This window comes from Achromobacter sp. UBA4530 (assembly GCF_002388205.1).
In the GTDB taxonomy this organism is placed as follows: domain Bacteria; phylum Pseudomonadota; class Gammaproteobacteria; order Burkholderiales; family Burkholderiaceae_B; genus Achromobacter; species Achromobacter animicus.
Window position 1 is genome coordinate 139,848 of sequence record NZ_DGMA01000016.1, and the last position, 23,121, is coordinate 162,968.

General features: G+C 65.0%; 22 protein-coding genes. 10 read left to right on the plus strand and 12 right to left on the minus strand.

The window, feature by feature from the left end; genetic code table 11:
• The first annotated feature begins 223 nt into the window (after positions 1–223).
• Both B2W22_RS14420 and B2W22_RS14425 read left to right on the plus strand, forming a co-directional pair.
• The gene (locus B2W22_RS14420; RefSeq protein ID WP_105236975.1) at positions 224–928 is read left to right on the plus strand and encodes a hydrolase; all 705 of its coding nucleotides are present in this window, start codon (positions 224–226) and stop codon (positions 926–928) included.
• Between the two features lie 68 nt (positions 929–996).
• A complete protein-coding gene (locus B2W22_RS14425; RefSeq protein WP_175123866.1) occupies positions 997–2,601 on the plus strand; it encodes an MFS transporter in 1,605 nt (534 codons plus the stop codon).
• A gap of 92 nt (positions 2,602–2,693) precedes the next feature.
• Here B2W22_RS14425 and B2W22_RS14430 read toward each other — a convergent pair whose 3' ends face one another.
• The gene (locus B2W22_RS14430; protein WP_286938268.1) at positions 2,694–3,056 is read right to left on the minus strand and encodes a hypothetical protein; all 363 of its coding nucleotides are present in this window, start codon (positions 3,054–3,056) and stop codon (positions 2,694–2,696) included.
• Between B2W22_RS14430 and B2W22_RS14435 the strand changes: the two genes are divergently transcribed.
• A complete protein-coding gene (locus B2W22_RS14435; RefSeq protein WP_175123865.1) occupies positions 3,055–4,464 on the plus strand; it encodes a PLP-dependent aminotransferase family protein in 1,410 nt (469 codons plus the stop codon). The two genes, B2W22_RS14430 and B2W22_RS14435, sit on opposite strands and share 2 nt — an antisense overlap.
• 53 nt (positions 4,465–4,517) lie before the next feature.
• On the opposite strand, the gene B2W22_RS28540 is transcribed toward B2W22_RS14435, so the two are convergent.
• The 6 genes from B2W22_RS28540 to B2W22_RS14460 form a co-directional block, all read right to left on the minus strand.
• Positions 4,518–4,700, minus strand: a complete 183-nt coding sequence (locus tag B2W22_RS28540; RefSeq protein ID WP_239216544.1) for a pyrroline-5-carboxylate reductase dimerization domain-containing protein — start codon at positions 4,698–4,700, stop codon at positions 4,518–4,520.
• Positions 4,701–4,887: 187 nt separating this feature from the next.
• Positions 4,888–6,177 carry a TRAP transporter large permease gene (locus B2W22_RS14440; RefSeq protein ID WP_175123864.1) on the minus strand — a complete coding sequence of 430 codons (1,290 nt, stop codon included), beginning with the start codon at positions 6,175–6,177 and terminating at the stop codon, positions 4,888–4,890.
• Positions 6,178–6,180: 3 nt separating this feature from the next.
• Positions 6,181–6,789 carry a TRAP transporter small permease subunit gene (locus B2W22_RS14445; RefSeq protein ID WP_175123863.1) on the minus strand — a complete coding sequence of 203 codons (609 nt, stop codon included), beginning with the start codon at positions 6,787–6,789 and terminating at the stop codon, positions 6,181–6,183.
• 16 nt (positions 6,790–6,805) lie between these two features.
• Positions 6,806–7,864: a TRAP transporter substrate-binding protein gene (locus tag B2W22_RS14450; protein WP_175123862.1), complete on the minus strand. Its 1,059-nt coding sequence runs from the start codon at positions 7,862–7,864 to the stop codon at positions 6,806–6,808.
• 60 nt (positions 7,865–7,924) lie between these two features.
• Positions 7,925–9,307 carry an amidase gene (locus B2W22_RS14455; protein WP_286938272.1) on the minus strand — a complete coding sequence of 461 codons (1,383 nt, stop codon included), beginning with the start codon at positions 9,305–9,307 and terminating at the stop codon, positions 7,925–7,927.
• Entirely contained in the window at positions 9,304–9,987 is a 684-nt protein-coding gene (locus tag B2W22_RS14460) for an RraA family protein (RefSeq protein ID WP_175123860.1), read from the minus strand. Before B2W22_RS14460 ends, B2W22_RS14455 begins: the two co-directional genes overlap by 4 nt.
• 114 nt (positions 9,988–10,101) lie before the next feature.
• On the opposite strand from B2W22_RS14460, the gene B2W22_RS14465 reads away from it, so the two are divergent.
• A complete protein-coding gene (locus tag B2W22_RS14465; protein WP_175123859.1) occupies positions 10,102–11,034 on the plus strand; it encodes a LysR family transcriptional regulator in 933 nt (310 codons plus the stop codon).
• An 83-nt stretch (positions 11,035–11,117) separates the two neighbouring features.
• Here B2W22_RS14465 and B2W22_RS14470 read toward each other — a convergent pair whose 3' ends face one another.
• A complete protein-coding gene (locus B2W22_RS14470) occupies positions 11,118–12,116 on the minus strand; it encodes a Bug family tripartite tricarboxylate transporter substrate binding protein (protein ID WP_254594982.1) in 999 nt (332 codons plus the stop codon).
• A gap of 242 nt (positions 12,117–12,358) precedes the next feature.
• Here B2W22_RS14470 and B2W22_RS14475 point away from each other — a divergent pair, with 242 nt between their 5' ends.
• Positions 12,359–13,330 (plus strand): bifunctional helix-turn-helix transcriptional regulator/GNAT family N-acetyltransferase, encoded by a 972-nt coding sequence (locus B2W22_RS14475; protein ID WP_175123857.1) that lies wholly within the window; start codon positions 12,359–12,361, stop codon positions 13,328–13,330.
• A 6-nt stretch (positions 13,331–13,336) separates the two neighbouring features.
• Positions 13,337–14,218, plus strand: coding sequence for a DMT family transporter (locus B2W22_RS14480; protein ID WP_286938277.1), 882 nt, complete (start codon positions 13,337–13,339; stop codon positions 14,216–14,218).
• Positions 14,219–14,262: 44 nt separating this feature from the next.
• Here B2W22_RS14480 and B2W22_RS14485 read toward each other — a convergent pair whose 3' ends face one another.
• From B2W22_RS14485 to msuE, 3 genes are all read right to left on the minus strand, one after another.
• Positions 14,263–15,291, minus strand: coding sequence for a methionine synthase (locus B2W22_RS14485; protein ID WP_175123855.1), 1,029 nt, complete (start codon positions 15,289–15,291; stop codon positions 14,263–14,265).
• A 27-nt stretch (positions 15,292–15,318) separates the two neighbouring features.
• Positions 15,319–16,302 carry a DUF1852 domain-containing protein gene (locus B2W22_RS14490; RefSeq protein WP_175123854.1) on the minus strand — a complete coding sequence of 328 codons (984 nt, stop codon included), beginning with the start codon at positions 16,300–16,302 and terminating at the stop codon, positions 15,319–15,321.
• A gap of 110 nt (positions 16,303–16,412) precedes the next feature.
• Entirely contained in the window at positions 16,413–16,994 is a 582-nt protein-coding gene (msuE, locus tag B2W22_RS14495) for an FMN reductase (protein ID WP_175123853.1), read from the minus strand.
• 172 nt (positions 16,995–17,166) lie between these two features.
• Between msuE and B2W22_RS14500 the strand changes: the two genes are divergently transcribed.
• Positions 17,167–18,096: a LysR family transcriptional regulator gene (locus B2W22_RS14500; RefSeq protein ID WP_286938281.1), complete on the plus strand. Its 930-nt coding sequence runs from the start codon at positions 17,167–17,169 to the stop codon at positions 18,094–18,096.
• A gap of 95 nt (positions 18,097–18,191) precedes the next feature.
• On the opposite strand, the gene B2W22_RS14505 is transcribed toward B2W22_RS14500, so the two are convergent.
• Positions 18,192–19,115, minus strand: coding sequence for a LysR family transcriptional regulator (locus B2W22_RS14505; protein WP_175123852.1), 924 nt, complete (start codon positions 19,113–19,115; stop codon positions 18,192–18,194).
• 123 nt (positions 19,116–19,238) lie between these two features.
• Between B2W22_RS14505 and B2W22_RS14510 the strand changes: the two genes are divergently transcribed.
• Genes B2W22_RS14510 through B2W22_RS14520 form a run of 3 tightly spaced genes read left to right on the plus strand, consistent with a single transcriptional unit; the run spans position 19,239 to position 23,121 of the window.
• Positions 19,239–20,255: a Bug family tripartite tricarboxylate transporter substrate binding protein gene (locus tag B2W22_RS14510; protein WP_286938283.1), complete on the plus strand. Its 1,017-nt coding sequence runs from the start codon at positions 19,239–19,241 to the stop codon at positions 20,253–20,255.
• A gap of 41 nt (positions 20,256–20,296) precedes the next feature.
• Positions 20,297–21,487, plus strand: a complete 1,191-nt coding sequence (locus tag B2W22_RS14515; RefSeq protein WP_286938285.1) for a serine hydrolase domain-containing protein — start codon at positions 20,297–20,299, stop codon at positions 21,485–21,487.
• Positions 21,484–23,121, plus strand: coding sequence for a gamma-glutamyltransferase family protein (locus B2W22_RS14520; protein ID WP_254594979.1), 1,638 nt, complete (start codon positions 21,484–21,486; stop codon positions 23,119–23,121). Before B2W22_RS14515 ends, B2W22_RS14520 begins: the two co-directional genes overlap by 4 nt.

A 23,121-nucleotide genomic window follows, 5' to 3' on the forward strand; every position in this document is an offset into this window, starting at 1 on the left:
GATGCTGAAGCCGGTCTGAGCGGCAGGACTGCGGATGATACCCATGTCGTTCCCATAGATGGCCGTCGCCGAACAGTCCTGCAAACCTTCATCGTTCCATAAAAAGAACGATGAAGGCAAAAATAGCCATCTACCGCCCGATTGTCCCGAAGAATATAGTTCTGTTCATCGCAGCAACGCGCTGCAAGCAACACCCCAAACCTACCTCTTCAAGGACACTGAAATGACCAACACCACCGCCAAGCTCGAAGTGCTGACCCCCGAAAACAGCCAGATCATCTTCATCGATCACCAACCGCAAATGGCCTTCGGCGTGCAGTCGATTGACCGCCAGACGCTCAAGAACAACGTCGTGGGTCTGGCCAAGGGCGCCAAGGCGTTCGACATTCCGACCATCATCACCACCGTCGAAACCGAATCGTTCTCCGGCTACACCTACCCCGAACTGCTTGATGTCTTCCCGGAAAAGAAAGTACTGGAACGCACCTCGATGAACTCCTGGGACGACCAGAAGGTGCGCGACCAGCTCGCCGCCAATGGCCGCAAGAAGGTGATCGTGGCCGGCCTGTGGACCGAAGTCTGCAACACCACCTTCGCCCTGTGCGCCATGCTGGAAGGCGAGTACGAGATCTACATGGTTTCCGACGCGTCGGGCGGCACGTCGAAGGAAGCGCACGACATGGCCATGCAACGCATGATCCAGGCTGGCGTGGTGCCGGTGACGTGGCAGCAAGTGCTGCTGGAATGGCAGCGCGACTGGGCCCGCCGCGATTCGTACGATGCCGTGATGGAAATCGTCAAGGAACACTCGGGCGCGTACGGCATGGGCGTGGACTACGCCTACACGATGGTGCACAAGGCCGCGCAACGTACGCAGACGAAGCATGAGGCGATCGCGCCCGTCGCTGCGCCGGTTATCGCTCGCTAAATCCCCAGGCCCGCGGCCGATGCCGCGGGCTTTTTTTCTCGTATTGACCGGCAGCCCCGGAGCCTCCCATGACGACCGCCGACACCCGCCCCGCCGACGCCCAGCCGTCCTCGCCTTTCGCCTATTCCGCCTTCTCCGTAATCTGGGTTGCCACCGTGCTGTCCAACATCGGCACCTGGATGCATGACGTGGGCGCCGGATGGCTCATGACGTCGTTGTCGCCCTCGCCCATGTTCGTGGCGCTGGTGCAGACGGCGGGCGCGCTGCCGGTCTTCCTGCTGTCGCTCCTGGCCGGTGCGCTGGCCGACACGATGGATCGCCGCAAGCTGCTGCTGATGGTGCAGATCGCGATGGGCTTTATCGCCCTGGCGCTGGGCCTGGTGGTGTGGTTTGGCCTGACCACGCCGTGGGTGCTGCTGGGCTTTACGTTGCTGATGGGCATTGGCACGGCGCTGTCGGCGCCCGCTTGGCAGGCCATCGTGCCCAGCCTGGTGCCGCGTCCTTCGCTGCAGCAGGCCATCGCGACGAACAGCGTGGGCATCAACGTCAGCCGTGCGATCGGCCCGGCGCTGGCCGGCGTGCTGATCACCAGCCTGGGCATGGCGATTCCGTTCTTCGTCAATGCGCTGAGCTTCATCGTGGTGGTGGCCGCACTGATCTGGTGGAAGCCGCCGGTTGCCGCCGAAAAGCGTCTGCCCCGCGAGCAGCTGTTTCATGCCATGCGTGCCGGCCTGCGCTTTGCGCTGCACAGCAAGCCGCTCAAGTCCACGCTGGTCCGTGCCGTCGCGTTCTTCCTGTTTGCCAGCGCCTACTGGGCCCTGCTGCCGGTGATCGTGCGCCAGGTGCTCAATGGCGGCGCCATGCTCTACGGGATCATCCTGGGCTGCGTCGGTGCGGGTGCGGTGATTGGCGCGATGGTGCTGCCGCCGCTGCGCAAGAAGCTCGGTCCTGACCGCAGCGTCATGGCGGGTACGCTGGGCACGGCGCTCACGCTGGTGGTCTTTGCGGTGATCCCGCATCCCGTGGTGGCCGGTGCGTTCAGCTTCCTGGCCGGCGCGTCGTGGATCATGGTGCTGACCTCGCTCAACGTATCGGCGCAGGTTGCCCTGCCGGACTGGGTGCGTGCTCGTGGCCTGGCGATCTTCGTGACGGTGTTCTTCGGCTCGATGACCGCAGGCAGCATGATCTGGGGCCAAGCCGCGGTGCATGCCGGCGTCCCCGCCGCGATGCTTATCGCCGCCGCCGGCTCGGTGATTGCGATGCTGCTGACCCGCAAGGCCAAACTGCAGTTGGGCGCCGACCTGGACCTCGCACCGTCGATGCACTGGCCCGAGCCCCTGATCGATCAGCAGGTGTCGCATGACCGCGGCCCGGTCATGATCACGGTGGAATACCTGATCGATCCGGCACGCGGCACGGACTTCGTGCGAGCCATGCAGCATGCCGGCGCCGAACGCCGCCGCGATGGGGCCTACGCCTGGGGGATCTTTGAAGATGCGGCGCAGCCGGGCCGCTACCTGGAATACTTCCTGGTGACGTCGTGGCTGGAACACCTGCGCCAACACGAGCGTGTGACGCACGCCGACGCGGACCAGCAGGCCGAAGTGCGCGGTTTCCACATCGGGGATGCGCCGCCGAAGGTGTCTCACTTCGTGGCACCGCAGCAGTCCTAAGCATTGTTGTTATCGAATGCGGCTCACTCGAGCCGCATTTTTTTATGCCTGGATGCAATGCGGGGCATCATCTCGGGGTGAAGCTGATCTGCTCAACGTTCCTGAGATAGCGCCTTGAGGCTTTCAAGGCGTTCCATCTCCTTTTTCTCTTTCTCTTTTCTAGCGCCTTCGCGATGCGACTTGATGGCGAGGAACATGCACACGCCCAGCACGCCGAGCTTGAACGTACCGAAGGCTAAAGGGACCCAGAAATTCATCATTTCCTCAAAACGCTGCTTGAGCAGCTTGATCGCTACGCGCGGACGCTGAACCGGATCAGGAACGCGCGGAGCAAGTGCTAAAATCCATACAAGATTGCCAATTCTACTGCCAAAATCCATACAAGCAGTTGAATTGTCCGGCCCGTACCTCCTTGCCACCCGCGGAAGTGGCCAAAAACCCAAAAAATCAAACATGGCTCTCTCGCGTCGTCTGAAAAAAGCAAGCCTGTCGTGGGTGCGGCCCCTGACCCCCGGCGCGGGCTCGCGGTATCAGCAAATCGCCACGCAGATCGTCACCGCGGTGGAGGATGGAGTTCTCCGGCCGGGTGATCGCCTTCCCACGCAGCGTGAACTGGCCCAGACATTGGGCGTCGATCTCACGACCGTCACGCGGGCGTATTCGGAAGTTCGCCAGAAAGGGATTCTGGAAGCACAGGGGGCCGGCGGGACTTATGTGGCGTATGCCGGGTCGGCAACAGGCGGCACGATCGATCTGGGGATGAACATCCCGCCGTTGCTCGGCAGTGCCGCGTTTTCGCAGATGCTTGCAGAAGGCAGCGGCTCGACGCAGGCCGCGGCAAGCTCGATGGATCTGATGAGCTATCACGTGGGGGCGGGGGATGCACGGCATCGTGCAGCCGGCGCGAAATGGCTGCAGCCGGTGCTGGGCAGCGTGGACACTGACCGGATCGTGGTCTGCCCCGGCGCCCAAACCGCGATCGCAGCCCTGCTTCTGGCCAGGAGCCAGGCCGGAGATGCGATTGCGTGCGATGCGCTGACCTACCCGGGCTTCCTGGCTGCGGCCCGCCTGCTGCAGCGCTTGGCCGTCGGGGTGGAGTCGGATGCATTCGGCATGGACCCCGCCGACCTCGAGCGCGTGTGCCGAAAACATCGTCCGGCAATGCTGTACTTGAATCCGACGATTCAGAACCCGACCGCGCTGACGCTGTCCTCCGCGCGGCGAACCGAGCTGCTGCGGGTGGCCAAGAAATTTTCGCTGCCGGTTATTGAAGATGATCCGTATTGGCTGTTGGCTGAGCAGCCGCCGAGCACGATGTTTTCGGTTGCCGCCAACACGTTGTCGACGCCGGTCTACTACGTGTCGACGCTATCGAAATGCATCGCGCCCGGCCTGCGGACCGCATACCTGGTCGTACCTGCCGGCGAGCCGTTGACGCCCGTGCTTGATGCCCTGCGCTCGCTGGCGCTGATGCCCACGCCCTGGATGACGGAGATGGCGTCGACGTGGATCGAATCTGGCGCTGCGGTGCAATGGATGGCGCAGGTCAAGCGTGAGCTGCAGCATCGGCAAGCCATTGCGGCGTCGATCCTGCCGGGGGAGATTCAGGCCGACCCGAACGGGCTGCATCTCTGGCTGCAGTTGCCGGGTCATATCGATCTGTACCGGCTGATTCAAACCGCGCTTGAACAAGGTGTGAGTGTCACGGATTCGGCATCATTTGCGACGGGAGCGTTCAGTCCCTTGGCGCTCCGTGTGTCGTTGGGGGGCGCGATTGATCGGACACGTTTGACGCACGGGCTGAACCGGTTGGCGGACTTGCTCAACGGCGACATGGCCGGGCGGGTTTCAGACGGTGTCTGAGTTGCCGAGGCGTTCAGTCCCCGTCCTCGGCTTCAGGCCTTGCGGGAACGCCTTTAGGATTCACGAGCGGTCGATGCGCCCGCGTCGACGGCCCGTTGAATCGCCCCTTCGAATCCCGCGTGGATCGCGGCACGCAGCGCTGCGGCGGTAGTGCCGTTGTAGTCCAGGAACTGGTGGGCTACGTCGCCGGGCTGATGGTGTTCATCGCCGAGTAACTGCGCAGCATCGCGAACCACGTCCAGTGCGGCCCGCAACGCAACGTGCTCAGGCCGCCCAAGCGAAACGGCGACATCCGTGTGTTCGATTCAACTCCACGCGGTGAGGGTTAAGGCGGCCGGCTGCCTGGCGTGGGCTGCCGGCGGGACTAATGCATCTGCTCGAAAAAATGGTACTCCGCTCGAGCGTGCACCCACCGCGCCTCGTTCACAGCGTAGCCATCTGCCCCGGCAACCACAGCGCCAGCTGCGGCACCGCCAGCAGCAGCACGATCATCAGCAACAGCATCGCCAGGAACGGCAGCACGCCCACCACCACATCCATGAACTTCCCCTGCCCGCGCACGCTATGCACCACGAAAAGATTCATGCCAAATGGCGGCGTGAGCTGGCCCATTTCGCACAGCACGATCAGCAGCACGCCGAACCACACCGGGTCATAGCCCAGCGCGATGACGATCGGTACGGTGAGCGGCGCGGTGGTGACCAGCATGGCAAGCGTGTCCATGAAGCAGCCGAGCAGGATGTAGAACAGGATGATGGCCAGCATCATGCCCAGCGGCGGCAGGTCCAGGCTGGTCACGGCATTGACCAGCAAGGTGGTCAGGCCGATCGAGGACAGCACGAAGTTCAGGAAGAACGCGGCCAGCGTGATCAGGATGATCATGCCGGTGGTGCGCAGTGTGGCTTCGAAGGCGCGGCCCAGCATTTCCCAGGTCAGCACGCGCTTGTAGGCGCACAGCAGGGTGGCGGCCACTACACCCAGCGCGGCCGACTCGCTGGCGGTGGCGATGCCGCCGTAGATCACGCCAATCACCAGCGCGAAGATCGCGAGCGGCGGCAGCAGGTGCGGCAGGGCGGCGATGCGTTCGGACCAGCTCACCGCGGGGCGTTTGCCGGCGAGGCCCGGACGCAACAGGCACAGGCCCACGATCAGCGCGATGAACAGCCCGGTGAGCAGGATGCCCGGCAGCGTCGCGGCCAGATAGAGCTTGGGCACCGACACGTTGGCGATCAGCGCGTACACGATCATGTTGATCGAGGGCGGGATCAGGATGCCGAGCGTGCCGCCGGCCGCGATCGAGCCCAGGAACAGCGGCGCGTTGTAGCCCGACTTGCGTTGCTCCGGCAGGGCCAGCGTGGCGATTGTGGCGGCGGTTGCCACACTGGAGCCGCTGGTGGCCGAGAACATGGCGGAGGCGCCGATGTTGGCGTTCATCAGGCCGCCCGGCAGCCACGACACCCATTTGGACACGGCGCCATACATGCGGCCGGCGACGCCGGAATGCACCAGCAGCTCGCCCATCAGCACATACAGCGGAATCGCGACCAGCAGGAATTCGGCGCTGGTGCCCCAGGCCAGTTCACCGATGGCGTTGGTCAGTTTCAGCGGGGAATAGACGCCGGCCAGGCTCATGCCCAGGAGGCCCACGGTGGCGGCCGCGGTCACGCTCAGCGCCAGGAGGCCGAGCAGCATGGAAATCGTCATTATCAGCATGGCTCACTCCTGGGGTTGCGTGCGCGCGGGTACGGGTGCGTCGGCGGTTTCTTCTTCGATGCCCTCCTCCACCGAGTGGATGCCGATCAGCGCATTGACCGCCTGCCAGCGGCCGCGCATCACGCGGCCCAGCGCGCTGGCGCCGAGCACCACGATGGTGAGCAGGAAGAACGCGTAGCCGGCGAACCAGAGCGATTGCGGGATCCATTGCGGCACCTGCAGCGGCGTGTTGGACACCGACTGGAAGGCGATGGAGTCGGCCAGCACGAACCATGCGTGCCACGTCAGCGTGCCCACGAACAGGCCCAGGCAAGCCAGCGCGAACAGGTCGAGCACGACGCGCGTCTTGGCGGGAAGATGCGTGTAGACCACGTCGACCCGGATGTGCGAGCGGCGTAGCAAGGTGATGGGAAAGGCCCAGGCGCTGGCCACCGCCAGCGTGTAGCCGGCCAGCTCGTCGGCGCCGCCGAGCGAGACGCCCGCGACCTTGCGCGCGATCAGGTCGGCCACGATGAGCCAGGACACGAGCAGCAGCCCGAGGCCGCCTATCCAGGCGCCGATGCGGGCCACGCGGTCGAGCAGGCGTAGCGAACCATGCGTTTCTGTCGTCATGAGATTTCCTTGAAGTTCAGCGCAGCGTCACGCCCAGGGCCTGGCCCACGGACGCGCTCCAATTGGCGGCGCATTCCTCGCCGCAGCGCCGCGCCCAGCGGCTCGCCATTTCGGTGGCGACCTCGCGCAATGTGGCGCGCTCGGCCTCGGTGGGCGCGGTGGCCTGCATGTCGGCCTGGGTGTGGATGCGGCATTCGCCCTGTCCGGTGTTGCAGGCAAGCGCATAGTCGCCCTCGCGGCCGGTCTCGTCCCACAGGCGATCTTCCAGCACCTTCGCCTCCTTGAGCATGAACTGCTGCACGGCGGGATCCAGCTTCTGCCAGCGGCGTTCGGCGATGGCGTAAAAGCCGATGGACCAGTCGATGGGAAGCAGGTAAAGATTCTTGGCGACGTCGTACCACTTCGCGGCGTTGCCCGAGCCGATGCCGGTCACCGCGCAATCGACCACGCCGGTCTGCAGCGCGGGGATGACCTCGGCAAACGGTATGGTCACCGGCGACGCGCCCAGCGCGCGAACGTATTCGGCCATGTTGCTGCCGCGGGTGCGCACCTTGCGGCCCTTCAGATCGGCCAGGGTCTTAACCGGTGCGCGGCAGAAGAACACCTGTGCGGTGTACGGCACCGTGGCCAGCAGCCGCACACCGTGGCGCTTGAGCATGCGCTGTTCCAGCACCGGCCGGTAGGCCGCCACCATCTTGCGCGCGGTGGCGTAGTCGGTCGCCATGCCGGGCAGGTCGACGCCTTCGAAGGTGGGGTCGTCGCCGCTGACGAAGGCGAACACGCCCATGCCGACGTCAAGCGCGCCGGCGCGCATCAGGCGCACGATCTCAGGGCCTTTCAGGCCGCTCTCGGACAGGCCGATCAGCTCGGCCGTGACCTTGCCGCCGGAGGCTTCGGGCAGGGTCTTTTCCCAAAACGGCTTTTCAACCGCGCCGAAGGTGTAGTTGTGACTGCCGCCGCCGACGACCGCGAAGTGGGTTTCGGGCAAGGCGGCGGTCTGCGCGCGGGCGGGCCCGGCCGCGGCGAACGAGGTTGCCGCGGCCGCCAGCAGCGCCGCCAGAATGCTTCGTTTCATGTTTTTCCCCCTGTTTGTGTATGGGCACGCGCGCTGCGCGCGCCCTGCCACGGCATCGGGTTATGCCGTGGTCGCTTGCGCACGCGTGTCGGCGCGCACGCGATGCCAATCGGAATGACGCTGGAAGACCTCGGCCAGAAACAGCGCCAGCCGGTCTTCGCCGCCCGGGCAGAGAATCTGCAGGCCGGTGGGCAGATCCGCGTCGTCGCGGCCGTTGGGCACCGAGACGCCGCACATCTGCAACAGATTGCCGATGCGTGTGTAGTGGACGGGCGCGTTGCCGTGATCGACCTCGTCGAGCGGCAGCGCGGTGGTGAGCGTGGTGGGCGTCAGCAGTCCCGCCATGCCCTGCAGCCGCGACTCCATCGCCGCTTGCAGGCGGTCGCGCTCGCGCAGCGCGGCGAGGTAGCGCAAGGCCGGCACGTCGAGGGCAGCAAGCAGGCGAGGCCGCACCGAGTCGTCAACGGGAAGGTCGAGGTCGGTCATCTCGCGCTCGAACGACGCCACGCCTTCGGTCATCATGATGTCGCCCGTCACGGCCTTGAACTCGGACAGCGTGGCGGGCGGTGTGATTTCGACGATCTGCGCGCCAAGGCTCTGATACAGCGCGATGGAGTCTTCATAGGCGCGTCGCACGGCGGGCGTGACGTCATTGAGGAACGCCTCCGGCAGACGGCCCAGCGTGGCGCCGGCAATGCCAAAGCGCGACGCGTCGAGCGGCTCGCGCCACTCGCCGGGCTCAACCGGCACCAGCGCGTCGAACACCAGGCGCGCGTCCGCGGCGCTGTGCGCGAAGATACCTACGCTGTCGAGCGTCTGGCTCAGTGTGACCACGCCGTGCGCCGAGATGCGGCCCACGGTCGGCTTGAAGCCCGTGATGCCGCAGTAACTGGCGGGCACGCGCACCGAGCCGCCGGTATCGGTGCCGATGGCGGCCGGCGCCAGGCGTCCCGCGACCGCAACCGCGGAGCCGCTGCTCGATCCGCCGGGGATGCGGTGCACGCGGTCATCCCACGGATTGCGCGGCGTGCCCATGTGCTGATTGGGCCCCCACGCGCCCATGGCAAACTGCACCATGTGGGTCTTGCCCAGGATAATGGCGCCGGCGCGCTGCGATTGCCGCACCAGTTCGGCCGTGTGCGAGGCAATGGTGTTGGCGTGGATGGGCGAGCCGATGGTGGTGGGCTGGCCGGCGATGTCGATCAGGTCTTTAAGTGCGATCGGCACGCCGTGCAGCGGGCCGAGCCAGATGCCCTGGTCCAGTTGCAGGTCGGCTGCGCGTGCGGCGGCCAGCGCCTCGTCTGCGTATACGGCCACGTAGGCGTGCAGCCAGCCGTCGAGCGCGGCGATGCGCGCAAGGTAGTCACTCACCAGCGCTTCGGATCGCAGCTCGCGGCGGCGCAGCCGCTGCGCGAGGTCGGTGATGTCGAGGTCGATGCTCATGCGTTTGCTCCTTGGGCTGCCGCGATGGCGCGTTCGATCAGCGCGCGCGAGCCCACGATGTCGGGGAATTTCTCGCCGGCACGCAGGCGCGCCAGCGTGGTCTGCTCCTGGGTCTGGAAGTCGATAGCCTGCTGCGCGGCGGCGCGCACGGCGGCGCGATCAAGCACCAGCACGCCGTTTTCGTCGGCCAGGACGGCCGCGCCGGGCCGCACCGTGACGCCACCGCAGTGGATCGTGCCGCAGAATTCGCCCTCGTGACCCAGCAAGCGCGTGGTGATGGGAGAAGGCCCGCGCGACCACACCGGCATGCCGTGCTGGCGCAATTCGCCAAGATCGGTCACAAGGCCGTCCACGATGATGCCGGCCACGCCGGCCTGCTTGGCGGCGTAGGCCATGGCGCCGCCGAAGGCAGCCGTCACGGCCTCGCCAGCCCGGTCGATCACCAGCACGTCGCCGGGACGCACGCAGGCCATCGCATGATGCAGAATGCCGCCGTCGTTGCCGGGCATGCGCACCGTCACGGCCGGTCCGGCAATGCGCACGTCCTGCTGATGCGCACGGATGTCGCCGCGCATGAAGCCGGTGGTCTGGAAGTGCCCGATGGTGGCCGGCTCCGCCTTCAGCAACAGCGCCAGATCTTCATGCGGCAAGGCCTCGGGCATGGGATGAATCAGATACATCGCTTGTCTTCACTACAATGAAAAAGGCTCGGAAGCCGGTGAAAAAAAGGTATCACGCGGGCTTTCCGGGCCAATAATCAAAGTTTCGGCGCAGTTTGAAAAAGAGTTCTTATCATGCGGATAACCCTAAGCCAGCTTGAGGCCTTTTACTGGACCGCCAAGCTGGGCAGCATCCACGCGGCCGCGCGCCATTTGCACGTGACGCAGCCGGCCGTCTCGGCCCGCATCCGCGAACTTGAAGGCGCGTTGGAGGTGCAGCTGTTTGATCGCTCGCGCCAGCGCGTGACGTTGACCGATGTGGGGCAGTCGGCGTTGCGTCATGCCGAGAGCGCGTTGCACAGCACGCGCCAGCTCGAACACTTTGGCAAGGATCGCAGCCTGGGCGGCAAGTTGCGGCTGGGCGCGGACGAGTGCTCGGCGAACGTAGGCCTGACCGCGGTGATCGCACAGCTCAAGGAACACTATCCCTCGCTCGCGCTGGAGATGACGGTGGACGTGGGGTCGGTGCTCAACAGCAAGCTCAACGCGGGCGAACTGGACATGGCGCTGCTGACCAATCCGGCCACGGGCGACACCATCACCGACGTGTTCATCGGCTGGATGACGTTCCATTGGGTGGCCTCGCCCACGCTGCACATCACGGCCGATCCGTTCCGCGCAGAGCACGCGCGCGGCCATCACATCGCCACGCACTCGCCGCCTTCCACGCTCTACACCGTGGTTGAAAACTGGCTGGCGTCGGGCGGTGTCGATATGTCTGGGCCCAGCACCACCAATTCGCTGGCGCTGATCTCACGCCTGATCGCGGCGGGCCACGCCATCGGCATTCTGCCCGTGCCGCTTTTGCAGGACATGCTGACCATGGGCGTGTTGCGCGCCCTGCCCGCCGATCCGCCGATTCCGCCGGCGCGTTTCTATATCTCGTATCTGACCGCCTCGCATGGTGCGCACATCGACTCGATCGTGGACATCACGCGCGACACGCTCATGCGCCTGAACTTCCTGGCGCCGATCGACGCCGCGCCTGCGAACGCTGGCCAGGCATGACAACGGGGCCGCGCTAGCGGCCCCGATCCGGCTTCATGTTATCGCGCACGGCACGGGCCGCCCGGACCGTGCAGCGTCACGCATCAATCGATGCGCGCGCCGGACACCCGCACGACCTCGCCCCACTTCTGCACTTCGGCATCCACCAGCGTCACGAATTGCTTGCGATCCGTGAGCTGCGGAATCACCAGGCCGACGGCGCCCAGCTTTTCCTGAATGGCGGGCGACTGCATGGCGGTGCGGGTGGCCTCGAAGAGTTGCTGGAACACCGGCGCCGGCACACCGGCCGGGGCGGACAGGCCAAACCAGTATTCGGACGAGAAACCCGGATAGCCGCTTTCCGCCACGGTGGGCGTGTCGGGATAGGTGGGATTGCGCTTGGCGCTGCCAATGGCAAGCGCGCGCAGCTTGCCGGCGCGCACGTGCGGCAGCGCCGTGTCCTGATTGACGAACAGCACGTCCACGCGACCCGCCAGCACGTCGTTGATGGCAGCCGAGCCGCCGTTGTAGGGCACATGCATGATGTCGAGCTTGGCGCGCTGCTTGAGCATTTCCATGCCCAGATGGCCGGTGGTGCCGTTGCCCGACGATGCGTAGGAGTATTTGCCGGGCTCTTTCTGCACCAGCGCGACGAACTCGGCCAGCGTCTTGGCCGGAAAGCCGGGTGCGGTCACCAGCACGTCGGCGCCGAAGGCCAGGATTGCGATCTGGTCGAGCTGATCGAGCTTGTAGGGCAGCTTGCTGTAGAGGCCCTGGTTGGTGGCGATGCCCACGCCCGACACGAGTAGCGTGTGGCCGTCGGGGCGCGCCTGGGTCACGTACGCGGTGCCGATGTTGCTGTTGGCGCCGCCCTTGTTCTCGACCACGATGGTGGTCTTGAGCGCTTTACCCATCTCGGAGGCGAGCAGGCGGCCGATGAAGTCGGTGCCTCCGCCGGCGGGGAACGGCACGACCAGGCTGATGGGCTTGTCGCCCGGGAAGTCGGCAGCCCGGACTGGCGCGGCGGTCATGCCCAGCGCCAACCCGGCGATCAGCGCCGGCGCCATCAACTTCAAGAACGTGCTGCGAACGGTAGATGCCATCCCTGCCTTGCGGCATGCTTTTCCCACGGCGTGCATGGTGTGATTCCCTTGAGTGTTATGAAGCGAGCTTTGAATTGCAGGGAAAAATTAGCACGCGGGTTTGAAGCGCCAGTAATCACAAATGCCCGCTGATTTGAGAGATTCTTGTTATTACGGGTTATCCCGGCGTGGAAATCTGCTTGACAGGTTTGGTTGTGTTGAACAACATAGTCGTTGTGCAATACAACTTAATGGGATGCACCATGCAGATGCCCGCCAAATCGATAGACGAGATCCGAGCCGCGTCGCGCACGATCGTGCGCGAGCTGGGCTTCATGCGGCCGACCTTGGCGGGCACCGCCTACTCCGCTTCAGCTGTGCACGCGTTGCTGGAAATCGATGCCCAGGGCATGGTGGCGGCGGCCCACCTGGTCAGCGCGCTTGGTCTGGAGAAATCCAGTGTCAGTCGCATGCTGTCCAAACTCATCGCCGCGGGCGAGATTGCCGAGTCGGCCACGCCGGAGGATGCGCGACTGAAGCAACTGACGCTGACCGGCAAGGGCAAGGCGTTGGTCAAGCGTATCCACGCCTACGGACGGAATCAGGTCACCACGGCGATGGCGCACTTGAATCCCTCGCAACAGCAGGCGGTCGCGCAAGGGTTGTCGGAGTACGCCAGAGCGCTCAAGGCCAGCCACGGGACGCAGTCATCGGCCGCGCTGGATACGGTGCAGATCGTGTCGGGATATCGACCCGGTCTGGTGGGACGCGTGGCCGAGATGCATGCGGCCTTCTATTCAAAGCACTCGGGCTTTGGCCAATTCTTCGAAAGCCAGGTGGCCGCGGGGATTGCCGAGTTTACGGGGCGGCTCGGCGAGCCGTGCAATGGGGTGTGGACGGCGATCCAGAACGACCGGATTGTGGGCTCCATCGCCATAGACGGCCAAGACCTCGGCAACAACCAGGCGCATCTGCGCTGGTTCATCCTGGATGACGGATGCCGCGGCGGCGGGATCGGCCGAAAGCTGATCGGAACTGCCCTGGATTTCTGTGACCGGTTCGGTTTTCCCGAGTGTCAGTTGTGGACCTTCAAGGGCCTCGATGCAGCGCGCAAGTTGTATGAGTCCGTGGGCTTCAAGCTCGTGCACGAGGAAGACGGCCAACAGTGGGGAAGCATCGTCACAGAGCAGCAATTCACCAGGATTAAACCCGCGTCCAGCCACCAACCTGGGTGAACTTCCATGCGGACCGAGCTCAACGCGATCGCTGCCGCGGCGGCGGTGGGGGTGCTCGTTGGCGCGGCGATGGTTTCCACAAGCGTGGTGTCCAGTGCCCTCTCGCCCGCCACTCTGGCGTTTCTGCGCTATCTGATCGGAGCCGCAGTCCTGCTGCTGCCGATTGGTTCGGCCGCACGAACACCCTTCAGGGTCAACGATGCCGCGGCCATCGCCGCGCTGGGCATTTTTCAGTTCGCGGTATTGGTGCTATTGCTCAACCATGCGCTGCTGACAGTGTCGGCAACCGTGTGCGCGCTTGTGTTTGCCACGATGCCGCTGGTGACGATGTGTCTTGCGGTGCTCACAGGCAAGGAGCCATTCAGTGGCCGAGGCCTGGTTGGCGTGTGCATCGCGGTTGCCGGGGTTGCATATCTGCTGCTGATGCCTTCCGAGTCCTCGGCAGGCATGGCGAACAGCGGCTGGGGCGTGTTGGCTTTGGTTTCGGCCACCGTCGTCGGCGCCGTGACGAGCATTCTGTACGCGCCATACCTGCGCCGCTATCCGGCGCTTGCGACCTGCCGGCTGGCGATGGTTTCGGCGGTCGTGTTCCTGTTGGGATTCTGCGCCCTCACGTCGCAGCCGCTGATTCCCGCGCTGAATCGGCTGGAATGGGCCAACGTCGCGTTCGTTGGGCTATCGAGCGGTCTGGGCTATTTTTGCTGGTTGTGGGCGCTGGGCAAGCTGGCGGCAAGCAAGGTCACCGCCTTCCAAGCCCTTGGCCCGGTGGCCGCTGCGATTATCGAGTCGATCCTGTCACAACGGCTTCCGCCGATGGCGGTGCTGGTCGCCCTCGCGATGGTCGCCGCGGGCCTGGTCATTGCAACGCGCAGGCCGAAGGCGAACTGATCGGAGGTTGCCAGGCACCGCCCAGCCGCTGGCCGCCTGCGACGTCAGGCGGACAGTTCCCGGCGAATGATCTCCGCACCCGCGCTCAGCGCGTTCAGCTTGCCCTTGGCCACCGCGCGCGGCAACGGCGCCATGCCGCAGTTGGTGCACGGGTACAGCTTGTCGGCGTCCACGAACTTGAGCGCCGTGCGCAGCGTGTTGGCGACTTCTTCCGGCGTTTCGACGGTGTGGTTGGCCACGTCGATGGCGCCGACCATGACCTTCTTGCCGCGAATCAGTTCGATCAGGTCGATCGGCACATGCGAGTTATGGCATTCCAGCGAGACGATGTCGATGCTGGACTTCTGCAGCTTGGGGAACGATTCCTCGTACTGGCGCCATTCCGAACCCAGCGTCTTCTTCCAGTCGGTGTTGGCCTTGATGCCGTAGCCGTAGCAGATGTGCACGGCGGTTTCGCACTTCAGGCCTTCGATGGCGCGTTCCAGCGTCGCGACGCCCCAGTCGTTCACTTCGTCGAAGAAGACGTTGAACGCAGGTTCGTCGAACTGGATGATGTCGACGCCGGCGGCTTCGAGTTCGCGGGCCTCCTGGTTCAGGATCTTCGCGAATTCCCAGGCCAGCTTTTCGCGGCTCTTGTAGTGGGCGTCGTACAGCGTGTCGATCATGGTCATGGGACCGGGCAGCGCCCATTTGATCGGCTGCTTGGTCTGCCGGCGCAGGAACTTGGCGTCTTCGACGAAGACGGGCTTCTGGCGGCTGACGGCGCCGACGACGGTGGGCACGCTGGCGTCGTAGCGGTCGCGGATGCGGACGGTTTCGCGCTTTTCGAAATCAACGCCGTCCAGATGCTCGATGAACGTAGTGACGAAGTGCTGACGCGTCTGCTCGCCGTCGCTGACGATGTCGATGCCGGCCAGTTCCTGTTCCTTCAGCGCGAGGATCAGGGCGTCCTGCTTGCCTTCGGTCAGTTGTTCGTCTTGCAGGCTCCAGGGCGACCAGAGCTTTTCGGGCTGGGCAAGCCAGGAGGGTTTGGGCAGGCTGCCGGCGGTCGAGGTGGGCAAAAGCTTTTTCATGGCGGGTGTCCGTCTGTGTTCGGTTTATTAGTGGGAGTGGCTGGCAGCCCATTGATCAAGCACGTGCTTGTACGGCTTGATGAAGTGCGCCTCGGCAAACTTGCCCTGTTTGACGGCCAGCTGGCTGCGTTCGACGCGGTCGTACACGATCTGCGTCAGCGAATAATCCTGGTTCTTGAGGCTGGGTTGATAGCGCTTTCCGGCCGCGGAATTGGCGTTGTAGATTTCGGGGCGGTAGATGCGCTGGAACGCTTCCATCGTGCTGATGGTGCCGATCAGCTCAAGATTGGTGTAGGCGCCCAGCAGGTCGTCCTGGAAATAAAACGCCAGCGGCGCAACGCTGTTCGGCGGCATGAAGTAGCGCACTTGCAGCCCCATCTTTTCGAAGTACTGATCGGTTGGGGAGAATTCGCTTTGCTGATACTCCACGCCCAGGATCGGGTGGTGGTTGTCGGTGCGGTGATAAGTCTTGCTGCTGGAAACGCTGATGCAGATGACCGGCGGCTTCTTGAAGTTTGCCTTGTAGGCTTCGGATTCAACGAAGTGCTTGAACAGCTTTCCGTGCAGGTCGCCGAAATCTTCCGGCGTGCTGAACGTGGATTTGTTGTCGTTGTATTCGGGCAGCAACACGCTGAAGTCGTAGTCGCGCACGTAGGACGAGAAGTTATTCCCGACGATGCCGTCGATGCGGTTGCCGGTCTTCTTGTCGACGATGTTGGTCTTCAACACTTCAATCAGCGGAAACGCATTGGCGTTGCCGTTTGCACCTAGCGTCATCTCGGCGGTGATGATGTCGAGCTCGACGGCGTAGCGATCGCCCGTGGGGTTGTCCCAATGCGCCAGGTCATTGAAACGGCTGTCGATCATCTTCAGCGTGTTGCGCAGATTCTGCTCGCGGCTTTCGCCTCGGGCCAGATTGGCGAAGTTGGTCGTGATGCGCGTGCTGTCCGACGGCTGATAGTTTTCATCGAAGCGAAGGCTTTTGATGCTGAAGGTGAAGTCTTTGTTCATGATGGTCGGATGCAAAAGTGCTGCGATAAGCGTGAATTCGGGGTGAACGGGGCCGGCGTTCGCGGAGGCGTTTCTGCGCGGCTTGCTGCGAAAGCCGCTTGGCCTGGGCGTCAGGCCGCGATGGCTTCCACGGCCGCGGCAGATCGCATCTGCCGGGTCAGTTCGACCAGCGGCAGTGCGCGTTGCACGGCCAGTCCGGCACGCTCGATCAGCGCGTCGTTCTTAAGCCGGTAATCGACGAAGTCCTCGTCGGTGGCGTAGATGCCCAGCGGCAGCGTGCGCGCCTGAAAGAAGCTGAACAACGGCCGCAACTGGTGGTCGATGATCAGCGCATGGCGTTGGCTGCCACCGGTGGCGGCCAGGAGGACCGGCTTGTCGATCAGCGCGTCCTGATGAATGAAATCGAAGAAATGCTTGAACAGGCCGGTATAAGAGCCGCGATAGACGGGCGTTGCCACCACCAGGACATCGGCTTGCTCCACCGCGGTCAACTCGCGCTCGACCGAGTCGGGCAAGTTCGAGCGCCACGTCGCGCCGGCAAGCTGCGGGGCGATCCGCCCCATTTCGACCAGGCGGGGTTCGCAGGGGATTTCATTGGCGATCAGCGTCAGCAGTTCCTCTGCCAGGGCGGTGGTCCTGGAGGGACGTTGCATGCCGCCGGAGACGGCGACCAAGCGTAGGGGGTGTGTCATCTTTGCTTCCATGAAGCCAATCGGCGCGGAGGGAGTCGACTTGCCATGGAACGTGCGTGTTGATCGGGTCAACGTGCGGAACACAGCGGCAAACAAGAACGCAATGCTAAATATCAAAACCCATGACGTAAAATGGTTTTATTTCACAAATCCATGAATCTAGATCATAAGAATGCTTGAACGTATCCATCTGAGCATCGTCCAGCAGGTCGAAAAACAAGGTTCGTTGACGGCCGCCGCAGGCGTGCTGAACCTGACCCAGTCGGCGCTGAGCCACAGCATGAAGAAGCTGGAGGTGCAGCTCGGCACCGATATCTGGCTGCGCGAAGGAAGACGATTGCGCCTGACGCAGGCCGGTCAATATCTGCTGGCGGTGGCGAACCGGGTGCTGCCGCAACTGGATCTGGCCGAAGAGCGGCTGGGCCAGTTTGCCCAGGGCGAACGCGGCGCGCTGCGCATCGGCATGGAATGCCACCCGTGCTATCAGTGGCTGCTGAAAGTGGTGGCGCCGTATCTGGCCGCTTGGCCGGACGTGGATGTGGACGTCAAACAGAAGTTCCAGTTCGGCGGCATTGGCGCGCTCTTCGGCTACGAGATCGACCTGCTGGTCACCCCCGATCCGCTGTTCAAGCCGGGCCTGAAGTTCGAACCCGTGTTTGACTACGAACAGGTGCTGGTGGTGGCGAAGGGGCATCCGCTGGCGTCGGTGGCCTACGTGAAGCCCGAGCAACTGACGCAGGAAGTGCTCATCAGCTATCCCGTCGATATCGAACGGCTGGACATCTACAACCAGTTCCTCTTGAAGGCCGGCGTCACGCCCAAGCGGCACAAGGCGATCGAGACCACCGACATCATGCTGCAGATGGTGGCCAGCGGGCGGGGCGTGGCCGCGCTGCCGCGCTGGCTGGTCGAGGAGTACGCGGTCAAGATGGATCTGGTGCCGGTGCGCTTGGGTCCGCGCGGTATTCCCAAGCAGATCTTCCTGGGGTCGCGCGAGGCGGACGACGCCCTGGATTACCAGCGGGCGTTCATCGAGATGGCGCGTCAGCCTGCCGCAGCGAAGGCCGCAAATGCCGCCAATGCTGCGACGCCGGACGTCTAACGGGGGGGCATAGGGCGTCTCCTTGGCGTCCCCTTATCGCCCCAGTGGGCTACGAGGAAAACCGTAGGGTGATCGACTGCGATAACAAGAAATGATCAGTCAGGCTGCGGGTCGTCGGCGCCTGACATGTACCGCATGCACAGCTCGCTGAGCCGCAGTAGCGCCGGGGGCAAGGTCTTGCCCTCGAGCGTCACGAAGACGAACTGCGACGACAGCTCCAGCGCCGGGCGCACGTCGACATGCACGAGTTCGCCGCGCGCGATGGCCGGTTGCGCCACGCGGAGCACGCCAAAGAAGACGGTGTCGGTGGTGCGAACCAGGTCGACGAGCGCCTGGATGTCGTTCGACTGGTATTGGATCGCGTCGATGAAGTGGACCGGCGGACCGAAATACGCGTTGAGCCGGTGCATGACCTCGTCGCTCATGGCGCGGCCGCTGGCCGCCACCGCGTAGCGGCGCAGCGCGTCGAAATCCAGGCCGTTCTTGCCGGCCAGCGGATGGCCGGCGCGCACGACAAAGCCCAGCGGGGTGCGCGGAAAAAAGCGCAGGTGCAGGTCGGGGTCGGCGGGGATGTGATTGCGATGCACCACCAGAGCGTCCACCGCGCCTTCGCGCAATTCCTGGACCTGCATCTCGGGCGTGCCACCGCTCAGCAGCAGCTTGATCGCGGGATAGCGTTCCTTCATGTCGCGCAAGAGCGGCAGCGACAGGATTGCGGTGGGCGTGGGGCCCAGTCCCAGCCGCAGTGTGCCGCCCGCGTAGTCGGCCAGCAGGCTGGCGCTGCGGCGCAATTCGGCCAGTTCCACGCGGATTCTGCGTGCCCGCACGATGGCCAGCTCGCCCAGCGCCGTCAGTGTTTTCCCTTTATCGCGTTCCAGCAGGCGTCCGCCGAGCGTGTCTTCAAGCGCCTGGATGCTGCGGCTGAGCGCGGGCTGCGTCAGGTGCAATTTGGCTGCCGCGCGGCTGAAAGAGCGGGTTTCGACCAGCACGAGGAAGTGTTCGAGCTGTTGAAGATTCATCCGCGTCCCCCGGTTTTATTACGCGCTGATTATGGTTTGATGATGAATTATGCATTGGACGTAATGAAAAAGCGCTACCAGAATGCGGGTCTTCAACGTCCGATTTCATCTGGAGCACAGGCCATGGCCCGCGATTTGCCCTTTCCGCAGTCGAATTTCCGCGTCGTTCAACGGCTGATGGGCCTGGCTGCGGCCGGCTCGCTGGTCCTGGCTTTTGCCGCACCGGCCACGGCGGCGGACTGGCCCGCGCGGCCGGTGTCGGTGGTGGTGCCGGTGGCTGCCGGCGGCGCGGCCGATGCGCTGGCGCGCGCCTGGGCCGCGTATGCCAGCAAGGAGATCGGGGGCACCGTGGTGGTGGAGAACAAGCCCGGCGCCAACGGCAGCATCGCCGCCGCGTTCGTAGCCAAGCAGCCGGCGGACGGCTACGCGCTGCTGTTTGGCAGCACGTCCAATATGTCGGTGAATCCGTTCACCTACTCGCAGTTGGCCTACAACCCCACGCGCGATTTCGATCCGGTCACGAAGATTGCCGGCACCTCGCAGGTGCTGGTCGCCAATCTCGCCACGGGCATCCGGTCGGTGGACGATCTGGTCAAGAAAGCCAAGGCCAGTCCAGGCCACCTGAATTACGGCTCGGCGGGCATCGGCAACTCCACGCACCTGAACGTCGCGTTTCTGGCCGAGCACTTCAAGATCGAGATGTCGCACGTGCCTTACAAGGGCGCGGCGCCGGCCATGATGGACCTGATCGGCGGGCAGATCGACCTGACGGCTGACGCGCTGACCGGCGCGGTGCCGCAGGTCAAGACCGGCAAGGCCGTGCCGCTGGTGATCTTCGGCGCTGACCGCGTCGCGCAGTTGCCCGACGTGCCCACCATCGCGGAAGTTGGCGTGCAAGGGTTTCCGGGCGATGCCTGGTACGGCCTGATGGCGCCCAAGGGCACGCCGCCGGAAATCGTGACGCGGCTTACTGAGGCCACGCGCAAGTTCTGGGCGGACCCGGCGGTGCGCAAGCAGATGGACGAGATCTACATGACGCCGCCGAAGGAACTTGGCGCCGAATCCGTGTCGCAATCGATGAAGACCGAGGCCGAGGTATGGGGCCCCATCGTCAAGCGCCTAGGCATCCGTAACGACTGATCAGTGCCGGGCCTCGCGCCCGGTTTTTTCTTGAGGCATTCATGAACGCTATCCCCACCCCGCCGCTGGCCGAGGCCGTTGAACACCTGCCGCGCGGGGAAGATTTCCTGCTGTGGCCGCCATGCCTGCAGTCGTATGGCTATCGCATCGTCGACCGTCTGTTCGCCACCCGCACGATCCATCGCGGCTCGACGTTCCGGCCCTTGCCGCGCGCGCCCGAGATCGACGTGCGTTATACGCAGGATGGCGAGACGCTTGGCGTGGGCGACCTGATGGACCGCAACAACGTGGCCGGCCTGATCGCGATCCACCGCGGCCACATCGTGCTGGAGCGCTATGGCCTGGGCTTTCAGCCGCAGGAACGCTGGTCCACCATGTCGACCGTCAAATCCATGACGGCCATGCTGACCGGCGCGGCGCTGCACGACGGCGCCATCAAGAGCCTGGACGATCCCGTCACCGCCTATGTGCCGGCGCTGGCCGGCTGCGCCTACGACGCCGTGACGGTTCGGCATCTACTGACCATGTCGTCCGGCATTGCCTGGGAAGAAAACTACACGGACAAGGCGTCCGACGTGAACCGCTACAGCAAGTCGCTGGCCGATAAGGTGCCGGGCGGCGTGCTGACGCTGCTGCGCGGATGCCATCGTGCCCACGACGCCGGGCGCTTCTGGCACTACAACACCGGCGACACGTACCTCTTGGGCGCCGTGCTGAGCGCGGCGACCGGCGGCACGCTGGCCGATTACATGTCGCGCCGCATCTGGCAGCCTTGCGGGATGGAGTTCGACGGCTTCTACACGCTGGAATCCGAAGACGGCCAGGAGATCGGCGGCAGCCGCGCCGGCATGACGCTGCGCGACATCGGCCGCTTCGCGCAGTTCGTGCTGGATGACGGCGTGGTCAATGGCGAGCGCATCCTGCCCGAGGGCTGGGTGGCGCAGTCCGCCACGCCGGCCTTCCAGATACCGGCCGACCTGCACACCGCGCAGCGCCAGGCGCTGGGCCTTACGGCGTACGGCTACAGCTGGTGGCTGCGCGAGGACGGCGCGATGATGGCGATGGGCCATTCTGGCCAACGCATCTTCATTGACCCCCGCGCGCAACTGGCGGTGGTGCAGCTTGCCGCCTACCCCGAGCCGCGTTACCTGAGCGCCAACGAGCCCGACCGCGATGCGGGCCTGAACGCCTTCATCCTGGCGCTGCGCGAGGCCACCGGGGCTGTCGCATGACCGCCCGCCGCGCCATGATCTGCGCCGCGCAGCCGGAGGCCGCCGAGGCCGGCGCGCGCGTGCTCATGGATGGCGGCAACGCGGTGGACGCCGCGGTGGCGGCGGCCCTCACCCAATGCGTGGTGGATCCGATGATGGCCGGCATCGCCGGCTACGGCACGCTGCAGGTCGCGTTGCCCGGGCGCGGCGTGCATACCTGCGTGGACTTCTGCGCCCGCGCGCCGGCAGCGGCGCGGCCGGATATCTGGGCCCATCTGCCGCTGAACGAAACGCCCGACGGCTACGCCTTCGTGGTCCAGGGCAACGTCAACGAAGCGGGCTATCAATCGATTGGCACGCCGGGCACGCTGGCCGGCCTGGATCATGCGTTGGCGCGCTACGGCACCTGGTCTTTTGCCGACGCGCTGGCGCCGGCCTTGCAGCACGCGCGCGACGGCGTGGTGGTGCGCCCGCACATGTACCAATACGGCGCGCTCGACCGCGCCCGCGGCGGCATGCTGGAGACGCGCGGGAGGCTGGCGCTGACGGCGACCGGGCGCGCGGTGTACCTGGGTGCCGATGGCAACTTCAAGCGGCCCGGCGAGCGCCTGCACAATCCCGATCTGACGGCGACGTTGGAACATCTGGCGCGTGCCGGCGCGGCGGACTTTTATCGCGGTGAGATCGCCGGCCGCATCGCCGACGACATGCGGGCACACGACGGCCTGCTGACGCTGGCCGATCTGAATGCCTATGCCGTCTCCGAGGCGGCGCCGATCTGGGGCGACTATCGCGGCTGGCAGGTGGCGGGGTTTCCACCGCCGGCGGGTGGCCTGACGCTCATTCAGGCGCTTCACGTGCTGGCGCAGTTCGATGTGGCCGCGCTGGGCCACAACAGCCCGGCGTATCTGGAATTGCTGGCCCAGACGCTGAAGTGGGTGACGATCGACAAGGACACCCTGATCGGCGACCCGGAGTTCGTGGAGGTGCCGGTGGCGCGCCTGCTGTCGCGCGAGCACGCGGCGGAGATCGCCGCGCGCATCCGGTCGCGCCAGTCTGCCGAGGTCACCCGGCTGGCGCCCGGCATCGCTACCGAGCCGCGCGACACCACGCAGGTCTGCGTGATCGACGCCGATGGCAACGCCGCCACGCTGACGCACAGCCTGGGCACGAGTTCCGGCGTCATCACCGATGGCCTGGGTGTGCTGTACAACGGCCTGCTCAGCGGCTTTGACCCGCGGCCCGGCCGGGCGGCTTCGATCGGGCCAGGTAAGCGCCGCACCAGTTCGCAATGCCCCTTGCTGTTGTTTCGCGATGGCGAGGTGCAGGCCGCGCTGGGTGCGCCCGGCGGCACGGCCATTGCCTCGGCACTGACGCAGACCGTGGTGAACCTAGTGGATTTCGGCATGAGCGCCTTCGAGGCGGTGGCCGCGCCCCGCATCTCGGTGACTGGCAACGCGATCGACGTTTCCAACCGGATTCCGCGCTATGTGACCGACGTGCTGGAGCAGGAAGGACACGCGATCAACCGCTCTCATCAGAGCTATGCCTTCGCGGCGCCGCACGTGGTTTCGCGCATGACCGGTGCGCTGCAGGGTGGCGCGGATCCGCAGCGCGACGGGGTGGCGCTGGCGGTGATGCAGCCGGGGCGCTGA